The organism is Paenibacillus sp. FSL H8-0317 (assembly GCF_045040685.1).
Taxonomy (GTDB): Bacteria; Bacillota; Bacilli; order Paenibacillales; family Paenibacillaceae; genus Paenibacillus.
Map to the genome: position 1 here is coordinate 3,256,893 of NZ_CP150294.1, position 21,892 is coordinate 3,278,784.

The following is a 21,892-nucleotide window of genomic DNA, read 5'->3' on the forward strand; positions in this document are numbered from 1 at the left end:
GGGAGATGGAATATTGAGAGTCATCCAGGGGAGATGGAGAGAGTCATCCATTGTCGTCAAACTGATGATTGCTTTTGTACTGGTCATTCTGCCCTTGTACGGGATAAGCATTATGATTACGCAACTCAGCTCCAAACAAATGCAGACGGAGGTGGAGAAAGCACATGAGTCCAAATTGTACTTCTACCATAATCATCTGCAATTCGAATTGGAGCGAATGAGTGCGCTGGTTACCGAATTTTCATTTGATGAACCCATGTCCACGCTAAGTACACGAGCCGCGATTATGAGCAGATATGAAGTCACGTCCAGTCTGAACAACATTCACAATAAGCTGGGTCAGATTATGGTGACGAGTCCCTACATTAGTGATGTGGTGTATTATGTTCCCGCTCTGCATAAACGAGTCAGTGCCGCGGATGGGATACGGGATGTGGAGGATACCGAGTGGAAGAATCTGCTCGCGACGATGGGGAATCTGAATGGCGAATTATCGCATTCCAATAACGACCTCTATTTCCTGAAAAGTAATCCGTATAACATGAACCATGAGGAGCCACCCAATTTCATATTAGGGATACGCTTGTCTGCTGAAGAACTGAAACACCGTTTGCAGCAGCTGTCAGAAACGGGTGAAAGTGAGATTACACTGAGTTTTGGTGAACAGCAACATGTAGTGATCTCTTCTTCAGAGCAGCCAGCACCTGTGAACCCGATTCGAACAGTTTCACCTGAACCATCCGAGTCCATGCAAGTTACGAAGTTCCAATCTGATCCATATCTATATTATTCGTTACATGATAAGGATCACTCGTTCACGCTGACAGCCACTATTCCGCAAGATGTGCTGAGCGCACCGCTGGAACAATACAACGTATGGTTATGGATGGTGACCTTCATGTCGGTTGTGATCATTGTTGTCTTCTCGTTTTCGATCTACAGATCGATTCACCAACCCTTAGCGGTGCTCATTCGAGGATTCAGGATGGCAGAGCAGGGCCAGACAAGCGTACATATTCCTTCATCCAGACGGGATGAATTCGGCTATTTGTACTCTCGATTCAACCATATGATAGAGCGCTTACATATTTTGATCGATGAGAATTATGTTGCACGGATTCGAACAAGTGAAGCGGAACTCAAGCACCTGCAATCCCAGATTCAACCTCACTTTCTATACAACAGTCTATTCAGCATCAAGCAAATGGCTGAAGTGGAGAATGTGGAGCTCATTCAGGAATTCACCGACTACCTGGGTCAATATTTCAGGTATATGTCCCGTGATTCTCATACGGAAGTATCGTTGGGGGCTGAGATTGACCATGCGCTGGTCTATGCGTCCATTCAAAAAATCCGGTTTGGTTCGAGGATTCAATTGGAATTGGAGGATCTGGATGCAAGGTACAGAGTTATTTCTGTTCCCAGAGTCATGATTCAGCCGATCGTAGAGAATGTGTTTGAGCATGCACTAGCCAAACGTAGCCAGGGAGGTATTCTACAGGTTTCGTACCAAAAGGATCAGGATAACCTGTCTATTCGCATCGAGGATGACGGGGATCAGTTAACCGACGCAACATTGAATTACTTGCAATCCTCCTTCGAAGAGACAGATCGGAAACATGGAAACGAAGAGATAACCGGGCTCATGAATGTGAATCAGCGATTAAGAATCAAATTCGGGGCTGCCTATGGTCTTACAGCGCAGCGAAGTGAGCTCGGTGGGTTGTGCATTATAGTGAAGATTCCATGGAAAGGGGAGTAGGATTATGCAGCGGATGCTTATTGTCGATGATGAACCTGTTATTCTGGACGGACTGTATGCGTTCTTTCAAAAAGCAAATCTACAGGACATGGAGATAATCAAGGCATACTCTGCCTATGAAGCTATTGATTGGTTGAACTCGGTAAAGATTGATATTGTACTCAGCGATATCTGTATGCCTGGCATGGATGGCATGCAGTTGATTGAGCAGATTATGGACCGGTGGCCACGATGCAAAGTTCTATTACTGACGGGACATAACGAATTCGATTATGCACACCAAGCCATTCGAAATCCTTGCGTTGTTGATTACCTGTTAAAGACAGAGGGCATGAACCACATTCGGGCTGCAGTAGAACGGGCATTAGCACAGATCTCGGAAGAGAATGATTTTCGCTACCAAGCTGCCTGGTTTCGCAGTAAATTACCGCGAGCGCTGCCCCAGTTACAGCGTCAATTGCTGCTGGATGTACTTAAGCGAACGGATAGACATGATACCGTTTCACTTCAAGAAGAACTGGATGCTGTGCAGCTACCTTTCGAATCCGATCAACTCGTTATTCCAGTGATCATCCGGGTAGAAGAATGGAACAACTATCAATCCCAGGCGGATCGCAGTCTAATCCGCTATGCCGTTGCCAATGTTGCGGAGGAGCTGCTGCAAGACAAGGCCAGGGTGAAGGCGATTGATCTGGACACTCAGGTCATCGCGTGTTTTATTCAATCGCAAGAGGCGCATTCGTCACACGTATCTAATACGCAAGGGGAACGAGGGAGTCAGCTGGACAGCTGGAACCAGACCCTTCGTTTTGTCTATGGCACACTGGAGTCTGTGCAGCAATCCTGTGCGGACTGCCTGAACCTGTCTGTATCCATTATGGTCAGCGAGCAAGCGGTAGAATGGAGCAGGGTTAATCAGGCGATCGCGCAGTTACGCCTGTCGATTCATGAGAGCCCCGGGTTTGGGATGGAGAAGCTCTTGCGTGTAAATATCCAGGATGAATTGCCATACACCCCTAGCATTATGAATCAACAGGGTGTTGTAGCGCTGCATCTGGATCAGATCAAACAGCGAATAACCGCCGGGGATCGGGAATGGATAGAGTCATTCCATAAATGGACCGAGGCGGCGAAGGAGGGACTTCAAGATCCGTTCTTTCGTATGAAAACGTATACGGGTGCAGCAAGTATACTTATTGAAGTCCTGCATGAACTAGGGTTGTACGAGTCGGCAATGGACGAAATATCGCTGTCCCAAATGCTGCATTTTGACATCCATACGGCATGGTCCGATCTGGTCATCTTTTATCAATCGGCATACGAATGGATGATCTCCAAACGAAGCGATGCCCGCGTGAACGACCAATCACAGATTCTGATTACGATCCATCAATACATCAAGCACCATCTGGAGGATGACCTCTCACTCACACGGATCGCACAGGAAGTCTCTCTTAACCCTTCTTATCTGTCGCGTTGGTATAAACGAATTACAGGTAAAGGCATATCCGACTACATCCATGACCGTAGAGTGGAGCGAAGCAAAGAGTTGCTTCTGGGTTCTTCTTGCAAGATGCATGAAATATCTGCGAAGGTTGGATTTAGTGATCAACATTATTTTTATCGTTTCTTCAAAAAAGCAACAGGCTGCACCCCTCAAGAGTATCGGGATCAGAAAAGTTAAATGATATTTCAAATGGTAAATCAAAGATACCAGATGTCAACGGGGTACACTCGAAGTGATAGCGCTTTCTTTATAAAATAAAATTATACCTCACGGGAGGAGAAAAAAGGGGGATTCGCATGAAAATATCATTCAAGAAGTTCTCATTATTAACATTAACCATGGTGCTGGCCACCACGCTTGCTGCCTGTTCGTCTGGTGCGGGAAGTGCCGAGAATGAAGCAGCGCCGAATACACAGCAGGATGCGGGAGGACCACTTACGAAATATGACCCACCCATTAAATTGACTTCCACCATGAATGAAACAGGGAAAGAATCGCTCGCCCAAGGAGATACACACGCCAACAACATCTGGACCAGAGGGTACAAGGATGAACTCGGTATTGATGTAACGTACGAATGGATCGTTCCGGATGCCAATTATAACGATAAGATGAATGTCACGCTGGCGAGTGGTGATCTGCCGGATGTACTGAAAGTGAGTGCTGTTCAATTCGAACAACTTCATGAAGCGGGAATGCTGGAGGATCTGACCGAAGTATATGACAAGTATGCATCCGCACTGGTGAAGGAGTTCATGTCTGCTGAGGATGGAGCAGGTCTGAAGCCGGTAACGAAGGATGGGAAAATATATGCCATGGTAAGCTTCCCGGGCTCGCTGGATTCTTCTGAGATGATCTGGATACGCCAGGATTGGCTAAAAAAGGTCGGTCTTGAGGCACCTAAATCCATGCAGGATGTCATCCAGATTGCAGAAGCCTTTACCTTCGAAGATCCAGACGGAAATGGCAAAGATGATACGTACGGAATTGCCTTGAACAAAGATTTACCTATAAATGCGTTCTTGCTCGGTTATCATGGTTACCTCGAAACCTGGATTAAGGATGCTTCAGGTCAAGTCGTGAATGGAACGATCCAACCGGAAGTGAAAGAAGGATTGCGTGAACTTCAGACTCTGTATCAGAAGGGTGTGCTTGATCCCGAATTTGGCGTGAAGGATTTTGCTAAAATGATGGAGGATGTGAATGCAGGCAAGTCAGGCATGTTCTTCCTGCCACAATGGGCACCATTTCAGGTTAGCAGCATGATTAAGAAAGACAAAAACATAGACTGGATGGCTTACCCGGTTCAATCGATTGATGATCAGCCAGCCAAAACACAGAATCATCTTAGTCTGGGCGGTATATTTGCCGTTCGCAAAGGCTACGAGCATCCAGAAGCGTTGATTAAACTTCTTAATTTTCAGGCTGAAAAAATGTTCGGTGAGTCTGCCAAGGAAGAACGGGCTGCTTATTTGAATGGACTGACAGGTCTTGGTTTTCATAATGCGACAGTCTCCAACCTGCCAGCCAACAAAAATGTGAAAGCACAGGATGAAGTAGAGCAGGCGCTCAAAACAGGAGATACCTCTGGATTGGAACTCGAAGCGAAGCTGTTCTATGACGATATTATGGATTATCGGAATGGGAATCTCGATAAGTGGCATATGGAGCGTATCTTTGGCCCAGAGAGTTCACAAGGTGTGATTAAATACTATCGGGATAATGACCTGATTGTTATGAATGAATTCATCTATGCACCAACGAGAACGATGAATACCAAACAGGCAACACTCGATAAACTGAGAGCCGAGACGTTTCTGAAAATCATCTATGGTAATTTGTCGATTGACGAGTTCGATAACTTTGTAGCCAATTGGAAGAAACTTGGCGGGGATCAGATCACACAAGAAGTGAACGACACCATCGCAGCTAACCAATAAAAGGGTTGAACTTCATAAGATCAAAGAAAAAATAGAAATGGTGCGCTCCCCTAAGGAGAGGCACCGTTTTTTTAATTGGGATTATCTGCGTTTCAATAACAGAACCCCACTGATTTCAGACGTTTTGTAGCGGTATACCACTTTGAATCCAATATCATTGTCCAGCAAGCAGTTCAGTGCATTGATCAGCCGTGCACCAGGAACCAGTGTGAATGTACATGGAGATGTATTACCAATTACACGCACACTTTGGATTCTGCGCGCAGAACCGGGAATGAGCGGATTTCTAGACCAGTAGATTAATACCAGATCCGGTTGTGGAACAGCATTGACACGAGCCATACTAATCATCTCTTTTCTATTAAAGGTTCTTAATAGTAGATGAAAAGTAGAGGAAAGGGTGTTAGACGGAAGACATGATGTTTAATAAATAGACTCTACTTATTCGTTGAGTGCTGTTTGGATGGCAACTTGTCCCCTGGCGTTCCCTTGCCGTTGTTTTTATTGTGACGCGCTTTTTCGGCATTTTCGTTAACTTTCTTCACAAAATCTTGAGTACTTTCCATTGTAAATTACAGCTCCTTCCATAAGCAAAATGTGTATTCCGATTGTTAATATAACCACTGGCAAGTGATATTATTTTGGTGACATCGCTAAATTTAATTCTGATTCCACATTCCTAGGTCAGTTGGGACATACTGGACATGGGAGGTTCATGCATCTAAACTAGATAGACCAGACACACTAAGAAGGGATGCGCAGATCCATACCATGTTGCAGAAATTCGGGTTTACACAATATGAAAGTCAGGTATACGAGGCTATATTCGCGCAGGATGAACCACTTGATGCCACATCGATTGTAAATTACTCCAACGTTCCCAAAGCCAAGATCTATGAAGTGCTTAATCGCCTGATCGACAAGGGAACGGTGCTGACAACGATGGATGGGAAGAAGAAACTATATATGGCGGTGGATCTTCAGTCCATTATCCATAAGATCAAGGCTGATTTTGAGAAAGATATTGAGGAATTGAAAAGTTACAAAATCAAACGTACATTCACCGATGAACATATCTGGACGTTAAAAGATGAGTCGTCCATCGCATCGAATATCGAACAGCTTATCGAGGAAGCAGATTCATCAATTCTTTTTCTGGCCTGGAATGAGCGAATGGAGAAATATCGTGAACTGCTGGAGCAGAAGGAAAAGCAGGGCGTATACGTTGAAGTACTTGCCGTTGGGGGCATGGAGACATCCTTAAACCGGATATACTCGTTAATCCCATTGCTAGATGCACCGGAACCTTCACAGCTGCTTATTGTGGATCATGCATATCTGCTGTTTGCCGGTGTGGAGCATGATTCATGGCGAGCGATCAAGACGATGTCCAAACCGATTGTTAAAGCGATGACGGATTATTTCTACCATGATGTTGCACTTACTCAGATTACCAAAAAATACGGTGACCAACTATTACAGGATGCTGAAATCGAGAAACTGCTCACCAGGTTGATCTATTAAAACTATTCTCTCGCAGGATAGTTTTTTTTGTTATATCTTTGTTTGAAAAAAACATGAAAATAACTATTGAAACTTTCATTTTTATGGGTTACTATCGTAGTTGTAACTTTTTGAGGAGGATTCAAAAATGAATAAGAAAGTATATGTGCTTGCTATCGCAGCATTTGTGGTCGGAACCGTTGAACTGATCTTGGGCGGGATTCTGGACCTGATTGCTACGGATCTTCATCTTTCCCTAGCGAAAGCCGGGTATTTAATCTCTATTTTCTCACTTGTCTATGCGTTGTCTGCGCCGATTTTATTAAATATGACGGCCAGATTCGAGCGTAAAAAGGTATATATGTGTACACTATTTGTTTTTCTGATCAGTAACCTGATCTCTGCATTCAGTACCAGCTTTTATATGCTGATGGCGGGCAGAGCACTCGGAGCCGCAACGGGTTCACTTATTTTTGTGCTCTCCCTGACCCTTGCAGCACGTATTGTGGAACCACAATACAAAGGACGTGCCGTGGGGATCATTACCATGGGAGGCAGCGCATCGCTTATCCTGGGTGTACCACTTGGTATCTTTGTAGGTAACTTGGCAGGCTGGCGTGAGGTGTTTATGTTGATCGCTGTTCTAACCACAGTGGTTATGATGGCCATCTGGATTGCAATGGACCGTGTTCAGCCTATTCCTGCCGTATCTCTGAAGAAACAGCTTACGGCTCTGTGGAATCCAAAAATGTTGGCAATCCATGCTACAACTTTGCTTGTACTGGCGGGGCACTTGACTTTATATGCGTATTTCACGCCATTTTTGCAAGAAACGCTGGGTGCCAGCGCCACGATGGTTACCTTTATCTATATGATGTTTGGGATCGCCGCTGTTGCAGGTGGAGGCATAGGTGGCATGTTATCTGATCGTCTCCATCCTGCCAAAGCCATTGTTATTGTGCTGATTCCCTTTATTGTGACTATGGCTGTCATTCCGTTCAGTGTGGGATTGCCTTTGATCGCCTTCTTACTGCTGTTAAGCATCTGGAGTGCACTGAGTTGGACCGTTACGCCTGTACAGAATAGTCTCATTATCAAAACTTCGCCGGAAACAGCTGAAACGCTAATCAGTACCAATTCAGGAATTGCACATGCAGGTATTGCACTGGGTACTTATATCGGTGGCATGGTAATTGATCATTCATCGATTCTGAACACTGGATGGGTTGGTTCTGTGCTGGTTTTGCTTGGTTTGGTGTCTGCCATCTATGCCATTAGCGTTAAGGAAAAAACCGTTCAGGCGGTTGCTTAGAATAAAGAAATTGGAGATTGGACAAAAGGTTTGAACCTCTGCATTCCCATAGTCTAATGGGTGTAGAGGTTTTTTTATTGTTGATACACTAGAGTACGCGTCAGTAGATTAAACCATTTTCATATCGAGAAAAACTTGCTTTATTCATGGTAATCTATATAATTAAAAGAGTTTTAAAAAGTGTTATTTAATGTTGAATTACATGATGTGTAAAGAGGGAGCGGTGATCATGACTACGAAGACGGAAAAACAAAAAATGCTGGATGGCGAGCTGTACATGGCTTCGGATCTTCAATTGTCTGAGGATAGAGAGTATGCAAGAAAAATGACGCGGACGTTCAATCAAACGACGGAAACGGACGGTGAGCTTCGCACCAAGTTATTGAAGGAACTGTTGGGATCTACAGGTGAACACCTGGGTATGGAACCTAATATTCATGTGGATTATGGATATAACATTCATGTAGGCAATCATTTTTATAGCAATTTTAACTGTACAATATTAGATGTGTGTGAAGTTCGTATTGGAGACCATTGCTTGATGGGGCCAGATGTACATATCTATACGGCTACTCATCCACTCCATCCGCATGAACGCAATACGGGTGCAGAATATGGCAAGCCAGTCACGATTGGCAATAATGTATGGATTGGTGGCAGAGCCGTTATTAATCCGGGGGTTACCATTGGAGACAACGTGGTCATTGCTTCTGGGTCTGTGGTTACAAAGGATGTTCCCGATAATATGATTGTTGGCGGCAATCCTGCTAGAATCATTAGAGAGATTGAGCTTTAATTTATTTTTAGATAGAAGATGGGAAGTGCTTACGAAATGATGACTGAAAAAGAAAAATCCCAATTAGGGCTCTTATATAACGCCAATTATGATCAAGAGTTAATTGAAGAGCGTTTACATGCCAAGGGACTTTGTTACGATTATAACCAGCTTCATCCAGCCAAGATCAATGAAAGAGAAGCGTTAATCAAGAAACTGCTGGGGAAAACGACGGATCGTTTCCTGATTGAACAGCCATTTTTATGTGATTACGGCTATAATATTGAAATTGGTGAGAACTTCTACAGCAATCATAATATTGTCATGCTGGATGGAGGAAAAATCAGTTTTGGAGATAACGTTTTTGTTACTCCCAATTGTGGATTTTATACGGCAGGCCACCCTTATGATGTTGAGCAGCGCAATGAAGGTCTGGAGATCGTTGGTCCCATCACGGTGGGCAATAATGTATGGATCGGTGGCGGTGTGACAGTTCTTGCTGGTGTGACGATTGGAGATAATACGATCATCGGCGCAGGGAGCGTAGTGACCAAGAGTATACCGTCTGGTGTGATTGCTGCGGGTAATCCTTGCAGGGTCATTCGCAAGATAACGGAAGAAGACAAAACAAAGTACAGCAGGGATGTAGTGAAGTGTCGAGGGACAAGAACATATTCCCATTGAAGTCGCTATTTTAGCGGCTTTTTTTATGTTATCGGTACAAGAACATGTTCCTATTTCCGATTAGACATATAACTAATCTTTATTTTCCCCTTAATTCATTCAACTAACGGAATCGATAGCGTTATGAAACAAAAAAGCAGTCGATTTACGAGATCGGTTGCTTTTTTCAACTAACGGCCATTTCTCGTGAAAAGATCGGGTACATAGAAGGAGCACTTATTTTCTTAAATGGAAACGATGGTATGCGTTATGTTAATCTGTCTAATAGTGGACACCATTCAGAGAGAGGGATGTTACTTGAGAAGAAACTTATTATACATCGAAGATAATGAGAAGATAGGCAAATTGGTAAAGGAGGAATTAGAACAGCGAGGTTTTTCGGTTCAATGGCTACTTAGTGGTGAGGGAGCTGAAAAAGATGTACATCAGTATGAAGTCGTTATTTTGGATATCATGTTACCTGGCTTAGATGGATTTACTGTGGGAAAACGATTAAAAAAGGCAGCTCCTGATGTTCCGATATTGCTGTTATCTGCTCGAACATCGATCGATGATAAGGTAGATGGTTTACAATTTGCCGATGACTATGTAACGAAACCATTCCATACAGATGAATTAGTTGCAAGATTAGAAGTACTAATCCGGCGAAGTGGCGGAATACATTCCGAACGCATTTCATTAGGAAATCATATTGAAGTAGATCTAGGGGTCAAAATGATATTTGATAAACGCACAGGTGAAGAAATTATATTGACAGGGAAACAACATCGAATATTAATGTACTTCTTACGCCACCCTAATCAAGTTCTGCCAAAAGAACAAATCTATGAGGCTATTTGGGAAGAAACTTATATTACTGGTGATAAAACATTAATGGTACATATCCGTCGGCTGCGTCAGAAGTTGGAACGTAATCCAAATTCCCCGGAGATTATAGAAACGTTGAAGGGAATAGGATATCGGGTGAAATTATGAGACAGAATAGGTCATTATTTCGCCGTTTTCTAAAAGTACATTTTCTATTTATCTTTTTTCCTCCCATAGTGCTTATTTTCTTCAGTGCGTTTGTTGGGTTTGCGGGTAGTATCCATGAAGAAGATCTGAATACGTTGAATTTATTTTATATCACTGTTCTATTATTTAGTTTTATCATGGTTGCATTTGTTGTTTTGTCTTGGTTGTTCTTCTTGAAACTTCGCAAACGTCTCACCTACTTACAAGAATTCATGTCGTTTTCAGCTACAAATCACTCATTTCCTAAACCAATATCGGTTCAGAGTGATCGCATGGATGAAATAGACCAGTTAGGGAGTTCCTTTAATTGGATGATTCAGCAGCTTGAGGACAGCCGCAAGCGGGAAAATGAAGAGGAATCATTAAGACATCGGCTCATCGCGAATTTATCTCACGACTTACGAACGCCACTTACTATTTTGAGAGGACATGTCACCAGGTTAAATGAGGAATCAATTAGTTTGGAAGGACAAAACTCATTAACGGAAATGAACCATACAATTACAAGAGTCGGAGAGCTAATGGATGATTTACTTTCTTATACCTTGATTACATCAGGGAAACATCCTTTTCATCCGACTTCAACAGATATTGGACGCTTAGTAAGAGCATCAGTTGCTGCGTGGTATCCTGCATTTGAAGAACAAGCAATTCGGATCGATGTTGATTTACCGGCAGAGAAGACTTTTTATTGGGAAGTAGATCCTAAATGGATGACACGAGTTCTGGATAACTTATTTCAGAATGTTCTTCGGCATGCAGCAAAGGGGGAATATGCAAACATTGTAGTTGATATAGAAAATGAACAGATTATTATTGAAGACAGAGGTCCGGGTATGAATAACTCATCCGATGAGCGCGGGGTGGGGATTGGCTTATCGGCTTCAAAATATATGTTGAAAAAAATGAAGTTGAAAGCTGTCTTTACATCCAATAAAAATGGCACAAGAATAGCTATTGGCAGGGCTTAACCTAAAGTTAACCCAGAAGTAAACAACATGATATCCGAGATGCAACTTTGCTTCTTTATAATTACAACCATAACAGAAGGGATGTGTTATGGTTGATTACCATTAATAACTTAGTCAAACACCGAGGAACCCAAAAAATCTTATCAGGTATCAGTTTCAAAGCCAGACCAGGTAGAGTCACCGGTTTTTTAGGTCCAAATGGGGCAGGGAAAAGTTCTACACTTCGTATCCTGCTTGGATTAGATCGTGCCTCCTCAGGGAGTGCACTAATTAATGAAAAGCCATTTGCAGAATTACACAATCCTTTAGTAACTGTAGGCGCTGCAATGGATGGATCGGGAGCTCATCGCATGCGAACAGGACGGGCGCACTTACGTTGGATTGCTCGTGCCGCAGGCTTGCCTCGCTCACGTGTCGAGGAAGTTTTGGAAATAGTAGGTCTTACTACTGCGGCGGGCAAAAGAGTCGGGAGTTATTCACTTGGTATGGGGAAAAGACTTGGGATGGCAGCTGCACTACTTGGCGATCCAAAAATATTGATTTTGGACGAACCCGTAAACGGGCTCGACCCGGAAGGGATTCGCTGGATTCGGACATTTTTACGTGAACGTGCCGCGTCTGGAAACACCGTGTTACTATCCAGTCATCTAATGGGAGAGCTTGCAGAGACGGTTGATGATGTGGTGATTATTAAGCATGGGAAAATCGTTGCAGATGGAACATTGGAAGAAGTCATAGGTACCCATTCCACGCTAGAGGAATCCTTTTTTGCCCTGACATCTGAACGTGCAGGGAATGCTCTATGAGAGCAATCAACGCTGAACTGTCTAAATTACTTTCCCTGCCGGGCATTTGGCTTGCTCTTTTTATTGGAGCATTTGCTCCAGCGGTCTTTGCTGCATTGGATAGTCTAACACAAAAAGCGGATATTATAGCTGGAATCAGCACACGCCTAGCGGAAGTCGGCTATATTGGATTAGGTTTTGGGGTACAAGGCGTCATCATCCTTGGTGTGCTTGCTGTAAGCAGTGAGTATTTGACAGAGAACAGTGAATCTGGTGGAGGACAACAGATGACAACCAGTTTATCTGTTGTTTCATCCCGACTTTATGTTTTGTTGGCAAAAGGAGGCGCCGTAACAGTAATTAGCGCATTGCTTTGTATGGTTGCTATTATAATAATGGTGCCAACAACGCATCTTATTCTTGATGAATATGCTCCTGCATTTGAATGGTCCAGACTGTTCGGTGCCCTTTGTTACTGGATATTTACCGCTCTTTTAGCAGTTGGGTTCACTGTTCTAACTAAAAATGGCGTTATACCTCTTGCTGTGCTCATGATCAACTCATCCATCGTATCATTTAGTGTTCTGCTTTCTAAGATTACGACGTTGGCGATGTACTTACCCGATCGGGCTGGCATTGATATGTTTATGTCTATGAGTGACAGATTCCACACTCCGTTCATAGGCGGTTTAGTCATGTTTGCTTGGGTATTTGTTCTCTTCATTATTGCAGCTATTGTATTCTATAGGAGGGACGTTGCAGCATGAGTGTCTCTTCTAGTAAAAAGATAACACCAATTCTCAGTGCTGAACTGGGCAAACTCGTTACATTACCATGGATATGGTTCACTCTTACGGGAGCGTTCATTGTCAATTTAGTTCTAGCTGTAGCGTTTACTTCTATTGGCCAACAAGGGGCTGCAGGAACTCAAAGGATGGTGGATACAGGACTTGCGTCTATGGGATATCTTCAAGCAGGGTTCATTATTCTTGGAATCTTAACAACTTGTTCGGAGTATACCGGCGGACAGATTCGAACCACTTTAACTGTGACACCTTGGCGTGGGTTTCAATTATCCGCGAAGCATCTGGCATTGGCTATTATAGCTATTCCCGCGGCGTTTATTATGGTTGCATCAGGTGTGCTATATGCTTTTGTTATGATGAGAGACACAAAAGTGATTGAGATGAACACATTAATTAAAACATTAGTAGGTGCAACAGGCTATTTAACAATGACTAGTCTTCTCAGTGCAGCTATAGGTGCTTTAATTAGACGAACGACTCCTGTACTAGTCATTCTGCTTGGGTATTATTTTGTTGTCAGTCCATTGGCAAGAAATTATCTGCCTGGTATTAAACATGTTTTTCCGGATACGGCAGGATATTATATGTATAGGTCGCTTTCCTCTGATGAAATGAATGTCCTTACACCAATGCAAGGGACAGGCATTTCAATGTTATGGACACTGATCTTTATTATATTTTCTGTTGTATTATACCGTAAGCGAGATGCCTAAGCGATCAATGGTCAGAGATATTCATAAAACAAAGGTAACCAAAAACTTGTTGTTGTATAATCATGGTAAACACAGATATGTGAGGAGAGAGTTTGCACAGAAAAAGGTTTTTTAAGGATGCTGAAGAGGTCATAGCAAGAATAAGTAATTATGTAACTTTTGCTGCGTTTGGTATCGTGTGTTTTTACAAGAGGAATGGAAGTCAAGAATCAAAATGAAGAATGATTTAAGCAATAAACGAGATGGAGGTGAAATTGTCCAGCAGCTACCGTTCGAATTAATCATAGTCCAAAAACTAGACGTTAAAGATAGCACGATGAATGTGTCAACAGTAAATCATTACGCTAACGGGAAACGATAGCTCTATAATACAAAGAAAGCAGCTGATTAATGTGATCAGCTGCTTTTGTTCAGAATAGTTAAGTACCCATCACGACACAGTTGGAAATCGAAGGATATTTAAAGTCAATTTCAATTGTCCAAGGCAAGAACATTGTGTCATCGCGGATTAAATTGTTATCTAAATATTATCTTGAGATAAATTATGTGGTGGGATAAGGCTCAAATCATTCTCTGAAGGCAAAATCTCCGTTCCACTTCTGAATAGAGTGGGAACTTCAAACTGTCGAGTGGGATATTTAATCTGTTTCATTAAGCTAATAGCAGGTTAGCTTACCTAAATGTAAGTCAAGAGGGAACAGAACTTGTTCTCTTTATCGATTAGATAAATGTCAAAACAAAATCATTTACTTAAAAAAAACATATAGTGAAGAATATTATATTAGCCATTGAGAATACCCGATGTTTATCATCGGGTATTTTTAATAAATCCCCCAGACAGAAAACATGCCAAGGTATCGTATAACCGACACTTTTTCATGTGATAATGTCTGGGGGATAGAAGAATGGATCTGTTACATTTGCTTAAAGAACCTTAACGTTGCAAACTTTTTCCGTTACTACTGATCACTTCTTTGTACCAATGGAAGGATTTCTTGCGATAACGTTCGAGTGTTCCTGATCCATCGTCATGACGATCCACATAGATATAACCATAACGTTTTTTCAACTGGGCAGAAGACGCACTGACAACATCAATGCAACCCCATGATGTATAACCCATAATTTCAACGCCGTCTTCAATGGCTTCGCCAACCTGAACCAGATGATCATTCAGATACTGGATTCGGTAGTCATCTTCTACTGTTTTCTCACCGTCCGCACCTGTGATCAATTCGTCCACAGCTCCCAGGCCATTCTCTACAATAAACAGTGGTTTTTGATAACGGTCATAGAACATGTTAAGCACATAACGCAATCCTTGCGGGTCAATCTGCCATCCCCATTCACTTGCTGGCAGATAAGGGTTTGGTACACCCCCAAGAAGGTTACCTTCACCTGCGATTTGTTTCTCCGGGTCTGCTGTCTGACAGATACTCATGTAATAACTGAAAGAGATAAAGTCTACTGTATTCAGTAACATTTCCTCGTCGCCAGCTTCCATCTGAATCTCGATTCCATTTTCACGGAAGTAACGTTTCATATAACCAGGGTAGCGACCTCTTACGTGTACATCGCCGAAGAAATAGTTGCTATGTTCGAATTCCATGACTTTAATCATATCGTCTGGATTTGGTGTCAGCGGATAGGTAGGCATACTGAGCATCATACAACCAATCTGTGCCGTAGGAATGATCTCATGACAGAGTTTCACAGCGGAAGCACTGGCTACAAACTCATGATGGATCGCCTGATAGAGATCTTGCTTGCTAAGCTTCTCCTTAGGCGTGTAGATGCCTCCACTCATGAAGGGTGCTTCAAGAATGGAGTTGATTTCGTTAAAAGTAAGCCAGTATTTTACTTTGTTTTTATACCGTTTAAATACGGCAGTTACATAACGCTCATAGAATCCAACCATTTTCCGGTTAACCCAGCCGTCGTATTCTTTGGACAAGTGAAGAGGTGTCTCATAGTGGGATAGTGTAACCAGTGGTTCAATCCCGTATTTGTGACATTCGTCAAACAGATCGTCGTAGAATTGCAGACCTTCTTCATTTGGTTCCAGCTCGTCCCCTTTTGGGAAAATCCGGGACCAGGCGATGGAAGTACGGAATACCTTGAAGCCCATCTCGGCAAACAGTTTCACATCTTCCTTGTAGCGATGATATAGATCGATACCGATCAGTTTCATGTTATCTTCGGTTGGTTCTTCCGTGATTGGCCCCATGATGCCTTTGGGAGCTACATCCTGTGTAGATAATCCTTTGCCACCTTGATTGTATGCACCTTCAGCCTGATTGGCTGCAATTGCGCCACCCCACAGGAAATTTTCCGGGAATTGATAAGTATGATTTTGAGAGTTGCTCATGTGTATCGCTCCATTCATCAAATTGATTTTAAGAGGTTGTTCATGTATGACATAAAAAAAGCTTAAACGTTGTAACGGGTTACACGTCAAGTTTTACTTTTGACCCAGATTTGATGCATACTATTATTCTAAATAAGTTCAACTAAATTTACACGAAAACGGAGAGGACAGAAATAACCAGAAGAAGCGAAGCGGTCGCCTGAAAGCTTTCTGAAAGAAAGCTACATCGGAAGCATACGCTATCCCCGGATTTTCCCGTTTAGATAAGGGAATCAAAAAATCTGGGGATAACAGCGATCGGAAGGTTGTTCTGTCATCGAAGTGCCAGTGTAAATAATCTTAGTTGAACTTATATAGTTCGTTAGCAAGAAGGGAGTCTCCGATGTCCAAGTTTGATGAAATAATGAAGCGGTCCGGTTACTCAAAAGCGACTGTGTCACGCGTGATTAATCATTCTCCGCATGTTAGTGATGAAGCAAGACAGATCATAACGGATATTATGAAACAGTTGAATTATATTCCCAACCGGAATGCGGTATCGTTATCTACAGGACAGACAAAGCAGATTGGAATTGTGACCTCTACCACAGGTGAGATCATTCTTACATTCATGAATCAATTCATTGATACAGCCATGGATTTTGGGTTTCAGACGATTATCTATACATCCCGTGGAGATCCGGAGATTGAATTGCAGGCATTCGAAGATCTGCGCAGTAAACGAGTCGATGGGCTAGTTATTATTGCTTGTGTCAATGATCCTCGGAAATTAAAGGCGTATATGGAATACGGTCCGATTGTCTCCTGGCAGCGAATGGGGAATGACGAGATTCCGTCTGTTGCGATGGATCAGGCAGAAGGATACAAGTTAGCTCTGGAGCATCTGGTATCAAGAGGATACACCCGAATTGCGAATGCATTTGGCAGGGCTGAAAGTTTGAATACCCAGAGCCGCCGTGAAGCCTATGAATCTTTCATGAAGAGCAGAGGGTTGCATGTGTGGACTGAAGCGTATCAATATTCCGTATTTAGCTCCTCCGATGGCGAAGAAGCGATGCGAAGAATGGCTGAGGGGCCAGAACTTCCACAGGCCGTATTATGTTCAAATGATTATGCAGCCATCGGCATTCTGAGTGAAGCACGCAGACGAAATATTCAGGTACCGGAACAACTTGCCATTGTGGGGTTTGATGATATCGAGCTTTCCCGTGTTCTTGGAATCACGACCATACATAATCCGATTGCGGAGCAAGCTACCCAGGCTTTCCATCAATTGTGGGCCGTATTGGGTAAAGTGGAGTTGCAGATCGAACAGCTGACATACCAGCTGATTGAGCGTGAGACGACTTGAATCCGTAAGATCTGATGCTGGAATCTGGTTTTATGGATTCAATAATTATTCAAATTTGAAGCATCTTCGAGTCAAACTCATACGTTATACTGAAGATGTGCTTTAGAACGACATATCTGTACAGAGATGTCGCTGAGGTTTTTTGTATCATGTTACAAGTTACATATTTCACAAACGATTAGCGGGAAAGGTGAGAATGGACTTTATGAAGACAGTGACAGGCCGATTCAGAATTGCGGGCATATGGGAGGGTGTATCCTTACTTCTATTGATTTTTATTGCTATGCCTCTGAAATATTTTGCAGATATCTCTTCCGCTGTAGCCGTAATGGGCATGATTCATGGTATTTTATTTCCCTTGTACCTTATTGCGCTAGTTCACTTGGCTCTGGTCAAAAAGTGGAAGATAACGCGCTGCCTGATGGGTGGACTCGCCGGTCTATTGCCGTTTGGAACTTTTGTATTTGAATCTTATCTTCGGAAGAGAAATTGGAAATAAAGATCAATAAGAAAAAATGAAAACAGGCGACTAATTCAGATGTTATCCGAATTGTCGCCTGTTACTTTCTATACAAGTACTACTTTACTGTACCTTGCTGACGATCAGACAGCAGGCTTACGCCAATATCGCCAGAGGCATTTGACACAGGTGCATACGCCGAGAAGGAAGTAACAACTACCAGGGCAGTGAACAGAAATACGAATGATTTTTTCATACCATAACCTCTTTCATATGGGGATATATTCCATTTGATTCTAACGCACATAGGTTATACTTGAAAAGAAAAAGTTTAAAATGAGCAAGCTATTGATGACTGAAAGGATTGAGCTTCTATGAAAGATATTCATGAGTTAACATCCATAGAAATGGTTGAAGAAGCTATTCAACAACATGAATTGGTTTTTTTGTATGTATCTCGTCCAGAGTGCAGTGTATGTCACGCTTTACTCCCCAAGATCAGGGCATTGCTTGAACCTTATCCATCGGTATATCTGGGTCACATTAATGCTAATGAAGTGGAAGAGGTTGCATCCAAGTTTCTTGTTTTCACCGTTCCAACAATGATCATGCTTGTGGAGCAGAAGGAATATATTCGAGCGGATCGTTTTGTTCGCTTGGAACGTCTGGAAGAGCAGCTGCAACAGATTCAATCCATGTATATCCAGGATGAGGAATAGAAGCTAAAGCTTCATGAACGGCGGCTCATACATGAGCCGTTTTTTTGCGCCCGCAGTGGCGTATAGCTATGAACAAAGTTACATGATGCCTGAACTCGCAAATTAAAGTGTTGCGATGAAAACGGTTTTATGATAATTTAAACATTATAAAAACGTTTTTATAGTAAAGGAACAAAACTTATGGCAAAGATAACGATTAAAGATGTAGCAAGGGAAGCGGGCGTATCCATATCTACTGTCTCCAACGCCTTAAATGGTGTGGATGTCTTGAACCCGGAGACCAAATCACATGTTCTTAAGGTGGCAGAGCGTTTAAATTATGTGCCCAATCTGAATGGCAAGCTGTTGAAGTCCGGTCAAACCAAAATGCTCGGTTTTTTCACTACAAGTGTATCGGGTCCGTATTTCTATAAGCTGGTTGAATCAATGTCTCGCGAATGTGATCGTCTGGGGTACGGGCTGAATGTATTTGTGACCAAGGATAAACACGTAATTATGAGTAATATTCTGGGTCGGCGGGTGGATGGTGTCATTATATACGAAGAGCTTCGGATCGATGAGCAAGATATTATCGCCATGGAGAAAGACAAGATCAAGGCTGTTTTTCTGGATCGGGTCTATCAGAGCGATACGATGGGAAGTGTCATTTTTGACTCGTATGTGGCGGCCTATGAAGCAACCAAGTATTTAATTGGGCTGGGTCACAAGAAAATTGCTTATATTTCGGGCGTGGACACAATGTTTGACAGTGTGCAGCGTAGAGACGGCTATCTGGCTGCCTTGCGTGAATACCAGCTTCCAATCGATGAAGATTACATTATACAAGGGTATTTTGAGGAGGAGAGTACGTATAGTGCGATAAAATCTTTTCTTCACTTACACCCGGGCAAGCGGCCTGATGCATTTCTTGCAGGGAATGACTTGAGTGCAATTGGCTGTATGCATGCGTTGAAGTCTGAGGGTTTTGAAGTGCCACAAGATGTTAGTGTCGTGGGTTTTGACGATATTGATATCGCACAGTATTTTTCTCCACCGCTTACAACGGTAAGAAATCAAATTGCAAGACAGGGTATCCTGGCCATCAATCAACTGGTGGGTATGATCAAGGAGAAAGAACAAGGTGCTGCACAAAAATTGGCGGGTGAGCTGGTGGTGAGAGGTTCAAGCCATGTGAAGATCGACCGGAAAGACTACCGTACATAAGTTGATTCAGCTTCTTCTCCGGTCTTTTTTTACTTAAATATAAACAAAGGGGTTTTTTATGTCGAAAAATAAAAACGTTTTTATGAACATGCATGCATGATGGAGGGGAGTAAAAAAACGTGGATAAATTAGCCGTAGAGACATCAACCGGTAAAAATGCGATCAGTCCCAATGGGAAGAAACCCATCGGACAACGGATCAAAGAATTCATAGTCGATTATCGGAGACAATGGGAGATTCAATCGATGATTATCCCGGGCATTATTTTTATGATTATTTTCTGTTATATCCCGATTTACGGTTTGACAATTGCCTTCAAAAATTACACGGTCATTGATACGCTGGCTACCGCTCCTTGGGTAGGGCTGGATAATTTCAGAATCATTTTGTCAGACAAATACTTCTGGGATGCGGTCGTGAATACGCTGGGGATCAGTTTTTTGAAATTAGGTATCGGGTTTGTCATTCCGATCATTCTCGCGATCATGATCTACGAGTTAAACAGCGGACGCTTCAAGAAGTTTGTGCAAACGGTTTCATATTTACCTCACTTTTTGTCCTGGATCGTACTTGGGGGAATGCTGATCACGTGGTTTTCAACCACGGGCTTATTTAATCAGTTGTTACTTAGCCTGGGAGTGATCTCGCAACCGCAGAACATCTTGCTGGATGCAGGTAAGTATTGGTGGATTGCTACGTTATCGGATATTTGGAAAGAAGCAGGTTGGGGAACGATTCTGTATCTGGCGATCATGGCAAAGATTGACCCAACATACTATGAAGCTGCCAAAATTGATGGTGCAAGCCGTCTCAGACAGATCTGGAATATCACATTGCCTAATATGAGATCAATCATCAGCCTAAATCTGATTCTAACTGTAAGCGGTTTATTGGGGTCGAATCTGGATCAGACCCTGGTTCTCATGAACTCTCAGAACCGCGACAAAGCGGAAGTCATCAATTCGTACGTCTATCGTATGGGGATGTCTCAGGGTGACTTTTCATATGCAACGGCCGTTGGCTTGGGTGTCTCAATCATCTCTGTCATTCTACTCGTCACGGCAAACAAAATCACAAGCAAATTAAACGATAATCAATCTGTGTTGTAGAAGGAGGCAGCCCGCGTGAATGGAAAGGTGGCAAAAGAAGATCTCGATAGTCGGATCTTTGATACCTTAAATATGATTTTGCTAATCATCTGTACGGTCGTTATTCTCGTTCCTCTCTGGAATGTCATCATTTCTTCCTTTAGTTCAGGCAAAGCGCTGGCGGAAGGTGGATTCATCTTCTGGTCACCGGAATTCTCGCTGGAGAATTACAGAGCTGTATTCAACGATCAGGGCATCTGGCAGGCTTTCTTCATATCAGTGTCCAAAACAACGATTGGCGTTGTTACACATGTGTTCTTCTGTGCCATGGTTGGTTACGGTCTGAGCAAAAAGTACATAAGAGGCCGTAAATTATACGTTGCCATGGGTGTTATTACCATGTTCTTCTCGGGCGGTATGATCCCGACGTATCTGTTAATCAAATCACTTGGCTTGCTTAACAGCTTCTGGGTGTACATTATCCCGGCGCTATTCAGCTTCTATGATGTCGTGATTCTGATGAATTTCTTCCGGAATGTCCCGGATTCGCTGGAAGAATCGGCCAAGATTGACGGCGCAGGGGATTGGCATATTTTCCTGAAAATATTCATTCCGCTCTCCATGCCAGCCATGGCGACAATTGCGCTATTTAATGGGGTGGGGCAATGGAACGACTTCATGACAACCAAGTTATATATTACCGATCAGTCACTGTATCCACTCCAGATGATGCTGTATGAGATTATCGTTCAGTCCCAGACACAATCCATGCAAAATGTCGGGGGTTCCGCTGTCATTGAAACAACGACCAAAGGCGTGCAGTTGGCCACCATTGTCATTACAACACTCCCTATCGTGCTGATCTATCCCATCGTTCAGAGATACTTTATCTCGGGAATGATGCTCGGAGCGGTCAAGGAATAGGAGCAAC

The 21,892-nt window shown here is 42.9% G+C and carries 22 protein-coding genes; 18 read left to right on the forward strand and 4 right to left on the reverse strand.

Annotation, left to right across the window (positions count from 1 at the left end):
* Window positions 1-13: 13 nt before the first annotated feature.
* The 3 genes from MHB43_RS14610 (at window position 14) to MHB43_RS14620 (ending at window position 5,209) form a co-directional block, all read left to right on the forward strand.
* Window positions 14-1,762 carry a sensor histidine kinase gene (locus MHB43_RS14610; protein WP_405132207.1) on the forward strand — a complete coding sequence of 583 codons (1,749 nt, stop codon included), beginning with the start codon at window positions 14-16 and terminating at the stop codon, window positions 1,760-1,762.
* A 4-nt stretch (window positions 1,763-1,766) separates the two neighbouring features.
* The gene (locus MHB43_RS14615) at window positions 1,767-3,446 is read left to right on the forward strand and encodes a response regulator (RefSeq protein ID WP_405132208.1); all 1,680 of its coding nucleotides are present in this window, start codon (window positions 1,767-1,769) and stop codon (window positions 3,444-3,446) included.
* A gap of 119 nt (window positions 3,447-3,565) precedes the next feature.
* Entirely contained in the window at window positions 3,566-5,209 is a 1,644-nt protein-coding gene (locus MHB43_RS14620; RefSeq protein WP_405132209.1) for an extracellular solute-binding protein, read from the forward strand.
* 81 nt (window positions 5,210-5,290) lie between these two features.
* Here the strand turns inward: MHB43_RS14620 and MHB43_RS14625 are convergent, their stop codons facing one another.
* On the reverse strand, window positions 5,291-5,551 hold the full coding sequence (locus MHB43_RS14625; protein ID WP_145317749.1) for a hypothetical protein: 261 nt from the start codon (window positions 5,549-5,551) through the stop codon (window positions 5,291-5,293).
* 95 nt (window positions 5,552-5,646) lie between these two features.
* A complete protein-coding gene (locus tag MHB43_RS14630) occupies window positions 5,647-5,775 on the reverse strand; it encodes a DUF4023 family protein (protein WP_047842809.1) in 129 nt (42 codons plus the stop codon).
* A gap of 205 nt (window positions 5,776-5,980) precedes the next feature.
* Between MHB43_RS14630 and MHB43_RS14635 the strand changes: the two genes are divergently transcribed.
* From MHB43_RS14635 to MHB43_RS14675, 9 genes are all read left to right on the forward strand, one after another.
* A complete protein-coding gene (locus MHB43_RS14635) occupies window positions 5,981-6,733 on the forward strand; it encodes a TrmB family transcriptional regulator (RefSeq protein WP_036670754.1) in 753 nt (250 codons plus the stop codon).
* 127 nt (window positions 6,734-6,860) lie between these two features.
* Window positions 6,861-8,024, forward strand: coding sequence for an MFS transporter (locus MHB43_RS14640; RefSeq protein ID WP_339184784.1), 1,164 nt, complete (start codon window positions 6,861-6,863; stop codon window positions 8,022-8,024).
* 229 nt (window positions 8,025-8,253) lie between these two features.
* On the forward strand, window positions 8,254-8,820 hold the full coding sequence (locus MHB43_RS14645; protein WP_036670756.1) for a sugar O-acetyltransferase: 567 nt from the start codon (window positions 8,254-8,256) through the stop codon (window positions 8,818-8,820).
* Window positions 8,821-8,859: 39 nt separating this feature from the next.
* On the forward strand, window positions 8,860-9,483 hold the full coding sequence (locus tag MHB43_RS14650; RefSeq protein WP_405132430.1) for a sugar O-acetyltransferase: 624 nt from the start codon (window positions 8,860-8,862) through the stop codon (window positions 9,481-9,483).
* A 297-nt stretch (window positions 9,484-9,780) separates the two neighbouring features.
* Window positions 9,781-10,458, forward strand: coding sequence for a response regulator transcription factor (locus tag MHB43_RS14655; protein WP_339184786.1), 678 nt, complete (start codon window positions 9,781-9,783; stop codon window positions 10,456-10,458).
* Complete coding sequence (locus MHB43_RS14660; protein ID WP_282321567.1) at window positions 10,455-11,468, forward strand: HAMP domain-containing sensor histidine kinase; 1,014 nt, start codon at window positions 10,455-10,457, stop codon at window positions 11,466-11,468. Before MHB43_RS14655 ends, MHB43_RS14660 begins: the two co-directional genes overlap by 4 nt.
* Window positions 11,469-11,560: 92 nt before the next feature.
* Entirely contained in the window at window positions 11,561-12,274 is a 714-nt protein-coding gene (locus tag MHB43_RS14665) for an ABC transporter ATP-binding protein (protein WP_405132210.1), read from the forward strand.
* Window positions 12,271-13,020: an ABC transporter permease gene (locus MHB43_RS14670; RefSeq protein ID WP_339184788.1), complete on the forward strand. Its 750-nt coding sequence runs from the start codon at window positions 12,271-12,273 to the stop codon at window positions 13,018-13,020. The genes MHB43_RS14665 and MHB43_RS14670 overlap by 4 nt, the downstream gene beginning before the upstream one ends.
* Entirely contained in the window at window positions 13,017-13,772 is a 756-nt protein-coding gene (locus MHB43_RS14675) for an ABC transporter permease (protein WP_339184790.1), read from the forward strand. Before MHB43_RS14670 ends, MHB43_RS14675 begins: the two co-directional genes overlap by 4 nt.
* 934 nt (window positions 13,773-14,706) lie before the next feature.
* Here MHB43_RS14675 and MHB43_RS14680 read toward each other — a convergent pair.
* Complete coding sequence (locus MHB43_RS14680; RefSeq protein WP_076211795.1) at window positions 14,707-16,140, reverse strand: glycoside hydrolase family 1 protein; 1,434 nt, start codon at window positions 16,138-16,140, stop codon at window positions 14,707-14,709.
* 382 nt (window positions 16,141-16,522) lie between these two features.
* On the opposite strand from MHB43_RS14680, the gene MHB43_RS14685 reads away from it, so the two are divergent.
* Together MHB43_RS14685 and MHB43_RS14690 are read left to right on the forward strand one after the other, a co-directional pair.
* A complete protein-coding gene (locus MHB43_RS14685) occupies window positions 16,523-17,491 on the forward strand; it encodes a LacI family DNA-binding transcriptional regulator (RefSeq protein WP_339184795.1) in 969 nt (322 codons plus the stop codon).
* Between the two features lie 205 nt (window positions 17,492-17,696).
* On the forward strand, window positions 17,697-17,990 hold the full coding sequence (locus MHB43_RS14690; protein WP_339184797.1) for a DUF3817 domain-containing protein: 294 nt from the start codon (window positions 17,697-17,699) through the stop codon (window positions 17,988-17,990).
* Window positions 17,991-18,069: 79 nt separating this feature from the next.
* Here MHB43_RS14690 and MHB43_RS14695 read toward each other — a convergent pair whose 3' ends face one another.
* Window positions 18,070-18,207: a hypothetical protein gene (locus MHB43_RS14695; RefSeq protein WP_221819496.1), complete on the reverse strand. Its 138-nt coding sequence runs from the start codon at window positions 18,205-18,207 to the stop codon at window positions 18,070-18,072.
* Between the two features lie 118 nt (window positions 18,208-18,325).
* On the opposite strand from MHB43_RS14695, the gene MHB43_RS14700 reads away from it, so the two are divergent.
* From MHB43_RS14700 to MHB43_RS14715, 4 genes are all read left to right on the forward strand, one after another.
* The gene (locus MHB43_RS14700; protein ID WP_339184800.1) at window positions 18,326-18,670 is read left to right on the forward strand and encodes a thioredoxin family protein; all 345 of its coding nucleotides are present in this window, start codon (window positions 18,326-18,328) and stop codon (window positions 18,668-18,670) included.
* 180 nt (window positions 18,671-18,850) lie between these two features.
* Complete coding sequence (locus tag MHB43_RS14705) at window positions 18,851-19,873, forward strand: LacI family DNA-binding transcriptional regulator (RefSeq protein ID WP_076330992.1); 1,023 nt, start codon at window positions 18,851-18,853, stop codon at window positions 19,871-19,873.
* 119 nt (window positions 19,874-19,992) lie between these two features.
* Window positions 19,993-20,982: a sugar ABC transporter permease gene (locus tag MHB43_RS14710; protein WP_206099103.1), complete on the forward strand. Its 990-nt coding sequence runs from the start codon at window positions 19,993-19,995 to the stop codon at window positions 20,980-20,982.
* A 15-nt stretch (window positions 20,983-20,997) separates the two neighbouring features.
* Entirely contained in the window at window positions 20,998-21,885 is an 888-nt protein-coding gene (locus MHB43_RS14715) for a carbohydrate ABC transporter permease (protein ID WP_076211802.1), read from the forward strand.
* Window positions 21,886-21,892: the final 7 nt, after the last annotated feature.

What these genes read in the sequence shown, in the direction of transcription:
- MHB43_RS14630 (WP_047842809.1), bottom strand. Translation starts at nt 5,775, where the DNA reads ATGGAAAGTACTCAAGATTTTGTGAAGAAAGTTAACGAAAATGCCGAA.
- MHB43_RS14640 (WP_339184784.1), top strand. Translation starts at nt 6,861, where the DNA reads ATGAATAAGAAAGTATATGTGCTTGCTATCGCAGCATTTGTGGTCGGA.
- MHB43_RS14615 (WP_405132208.1), top strand. Translation starts at nt 1,767, where the DNA reads ATGCAGCGGATGCTTATTGTCGATGATGAACCTGTTATTCTGGACGGA.
- MHB43_RS14705 (WP_076330992.1), top strand. Translation starts at nt 18,851, where the DNA reads ATGGCAAAGATAACGATTAAAGATGTAGCAAGGGAAGCGGGCGTATCC.
- MHB43_RS14670 (WP_339184788.1), top strand. Translation starts at nt 12,271, where the DNA reads ATGAGAGCAATCAACGCTGAACTGTCTAAATTACTTTCCCTGCCGGGC.
- MHB43_RS14620 (WP_405132209.1), top strand. Translation starts at nt 3,566, where the DNA reads ATGAAAATATCATTCAAGAAGTTCTCATTATTAACATTAACCATGGTG.
- MHB43_RS14625 (WP_145317749.1), bottom strand. Translation starts at nt 5,551, where the DNA reads ATGGCTCGTGTCAATGCTGTTCCACAACCGGATCTGGTATTAATCTAC.
- MHB43_RS14690 (WP_339184797.1), top strand. Translation starts at nt 17,697, where the DNA reads ATGAAGACAGTGACAGGCCGATTCAGAATTGCGGGCATATGGGAGGGT.
- MHB43_RS14695 (WP_221819496.1), bottom strand. Translation starts at nt 18,207, where the DNA reads ATGAAAAAATCATTCGTATTTCTGTTCACTGCCCTGGTAGTTGTTACT.
- MHB43_RS14700 (WP_339184800.1), top strand. Translation starts at nt 18,326, where the DNA reads ATGAAAGATATTCATGAGTTAACATCCATAGAAATGGTTGAAGAAGCT.
- MHB43_RS14675 (WP_339184790.1), top strand. Translation starts at nt 13,017, where the DNA reads ATGAGTGTCTCTTCTAGTAAAAAGATAACACCAATTCTCAGTGCTGAA.
- MHB43_RS14645 (WP_036670756.1), top strand. Translation starts at nt 8,254, where the DNA reads ATGACTACGAAGACGGAAAAACAAAAAATGCTGGATGGCGAGCTGTAC.
- MHB43_RS14680 (WP_076211795.1), bottom strand. Translation starts at nt 16,140, where the DNA reads ATGAGCAACTCTCAAAATCATACTTATCAATTCCCGGAAAATTTCCTG.
- MHB43_RS14635 (WP_036670754.1), top strand. Translation starts at nt 5,981, where the DNA reads ATGTTGCAGAAATTCGGGTTTACACAATATGAAAGTCAGGTATACGAG.
- MHB43_RS14660 (WP_282321567.1), top strand. Translation starts at nt 10,455, where the DNA reads ATGAGACAGAATAGGTCATTATTTCGCCGTTTTCTAAAAGTACATTTT.
- MHB43_RS14650 (WP_405132430.1), top strand. Translation starts at nt 8,860, where the DNA reads ATGACTGAAAAAGAAAAATCCCAATTAGGGCTCTTATATAACGCCAAT.
- MHB43_RS14685 (WP_339184795.1), top strand. Translation starts at nt 16,523, where the DNA reads ATGTCCAAGTTTGATGAAATAATGAAGCGGTCCGGTTACTCAAAAGCG.